Origin of the sequence: Amycolatopsis echigonensis (assembly GCF_014174495.1) — a bacterium.
GTDB classification, from domain to species: domain Bacteria; phylum Actinomycetota; class Actinomycetes; order Mycobacteriales; family Pseudonocardiaceae; genus Amycolatopsis; species Amycolatopsis echigonensis.
Map to the genome: position 1 here is coordinate 1 of NZ_JACJHR010000204.1, position 2,225 is coordinate 2,225.

Genomic DNA, 2,225 nt, shown 5'->3' on the forward strand with positions numbered 1-2,225 from the left:
CAAGGCATCTTTCCCGCCTTGACAAGCACCCCCAGACCGTCAGCACACTCGGGCTTCGGGGTGCCCCACGCAAGGGACCGGGCGCAATGTCGCCCCCAGGCGACGAGCCGCCCGCGACCGAACCTCACAACCACCCCCGATCCTCAGCCACCCTCACCGCCCCCATCCGGTTCCGCGCCCCAGTCTTGGCAATAGCCCCCGACAAATAATTCCGCACCGTCCCCTCCGACAAATACAAACTCCCCGCGATCTCCGCCACCGACCCCCCACCCCGAGCGGCGATCAACACATCCCTTTCCCGAGCAGTCAACGGCGATTCCCCCGCAGCCAAAGTCGCGACCGCCAATGCCGGATCCACCACCCTCTCCCCCGCCATCACCCGCCGAATCGCATCCCCCAACGCCTCCGCGGGCGCGTCCTTGACCACAAACCCAACAGCCCCAGCCTCCATGGCCCGCCGCAAATACCCAGCCCGCCCGAACGTCGTCAACACGACCACCCGGCACTCCGGCGCCTGCTCCGCCAGCACCGCCGCCGCGGCCAACCCGTCCAGCCCCGGCATCTCGATGTCCAGCAACGCGATGTCCGGCCGATGCTCAAGCGCCGCCCCCACCACCTCGTCCCCCCGCCCCACCTGGGCGACCACCTCGAAGTCGTCCTCCAGGTCAAGCAAGGTCCCCAACGCCTGCCGCACCAGTGCCTGGTCATCCGCGAGCAACAACCGAATAGTCACGCTTCCCCCACTGTCACCCGCAAGCGCCACCCCCGAGGCCGCATCGGCCCCGCGTCCATCCGCCCGCCAGCCGCCGCCACGCGATCCCGCAGCCCGGACAACCCATTCCCGGGATCCGACGCGGAACCGACACCGTCGTCCCGAATCTCCACGGAATCCCCCGAAACAATCACCGCACAACTGGTCGCCCGAGAATGCCGGACCACATTCGTCAATCCCTCTCGGACCACCCAGCCGAACAATTCCTGATGCGGACCGTCCGCCGCAGTCGGCAACTCCGCGCTGATCCCCGCCGCCCGCAGCAATTCCCGCCCACGCGCAAGCTCCCCGGCAAGCGTCACCTCCCGGTAACCGGAAACCGCCGCCCGAACATCCGCGAGCGCCTGCCGGGACAACTGCTCGACCTCCCCGATCTCCTCGACCGCTCGCCCATCCCCCTTGGCCGCGAGCCGCCGGGCAAGATTGCTCTTCACCGTGATCGCAGTGAGCGAATGCCCCAAGAGATCATGCAAATCCCGCGAAATTCGCGACCGCTCCGCATCAGCTGCCAACCGCTGCACCTCCGCCCGCGCCTGCACCAGCGCCCGGTTCGCCCGCAACGCCTCCGCGAACGCGACGACCACCAGCACGGTGAACACCAGCGCAGCCGCCTGCGCCCACCCCGGATCGGTATGCCAGACCGCCCACGGCACCACCACAGTCGCCGCCGCGGCGATCGGCACGAGGACCACACCCCAGCGCGGCAATCGTGGAACAGCGAGCGAAACCACCACCGCAAGCAGGTAAAACGCGTTCGCCCGAGCGATCGGCAGCACGACGGCGAACAGCGCCGTCAACACCCCGGTCAGGATCCAGAAGAGCCGGCTCCGAAACGCGTAAGCAGCAACGGCCGCCCCGATGTAGCACGCGCAGAACGCCAGCAGCACTACCACCGCCACTGGCTGGCCGGCCGTCTGGGCGAGGACGATCAGCGGATACACCAGGAGGCCGGCGTCCAGCACGAGCCGGCGCCAGCCCAGTACCCAGCGTTGCGCGTCGGAATCGGGGCCGCGGTCCACGTCCGGCACGCTACTCGGAGAACAGCGAACGCACGTGCCGTCCGTTGACCAGGACGACCACTGCCAGCAGCAGCAATCCGCAGACGCCCTGTTCCAGCCGGACCCACAGCGGGAGGAACCCCGGGATCGAGACGATGACGATGATCGCGACCGTCATCACCGCCGACACGATCCGGAGCCGCAGCAGCCCCCGTTTCGACCCGCGAGCCGCGCTTCTCGCGAACAGGAACGTGAGCAGCGCGCTGGCCGTGACGATCGTGGCGCGAACCCAGACGACGTCGGTGACCATCGACGGGTTGTTGCGGAAGAGGAAGATCGCGCCGAGGGTGAGCACGCTCAGCGCCAGGTAAGCCCCGGTGAGGACGCGGACCGCGCGTAGTGCCGGGTCGGTGCGGAGCGGAGAGGAAACCGTTGCGGGACGGGAGTTCATGACT

General features: G+C 68.5%; 3 protein-coding genes. All 3 read right to left on the reverse strand.

Going from position 1 to position 2,225, the window contains the following annotated elements:
- Window positions 1–124: 124 nt before the first annotated feature.
- The 3 genes from H5411_RS46225 to H5411_RS46235 are packed head-to-tail and all read right to left on the reverse strand — an operon-like array spanning window position 125 to window position 2,221.
- On the reverse strand, window positions 125–733 hold the full coding sequence (locus H5411_RS46225) for a response regulator transcription factor (RefSeq protein WP_183127989.1): 609 nt from the start codon (window positions 731–733) through the stop codon (window positions 125–127).
- Window positions 730–1,791, reverse strand: coding sequence for a sensor histidine kinase (locus H5411_RS46230; protein ID WP_312878766.1), 1,062 nt, complete (start codon window positions 1,789–1,791; stop codon window positions 730–732). Before H5411_RS46230 ends, H5411_RS46225 begins: the two co-directional genes overlap by 4 nt.
- A gap of 10 nt (window positions 1,792–1,801) precedes the next feature.
- Window positions 1,802–2,221, reverse strand: coding sequence for a hypothetical protein (locus H5411_RS46235; RefSeq protein ID WP_183127991.1), 420 nt, complete (start codon window positions 2,219–2,221; stop codon window positions 1,802–1,804).
- Window positions 2,222–2,225 lie beyond the last annotated feature (4 nt).

What these genes read in the sequence shown, in the direction of transcription:
- H5411_RS46235 (WP_183127991.1), bottom strand. Translation starts at nt 2,221, where the DNA reads ATGAACTCCCGTCCCGCAACGGTTTCCTCTCCGCTCCGCACCGACCCG.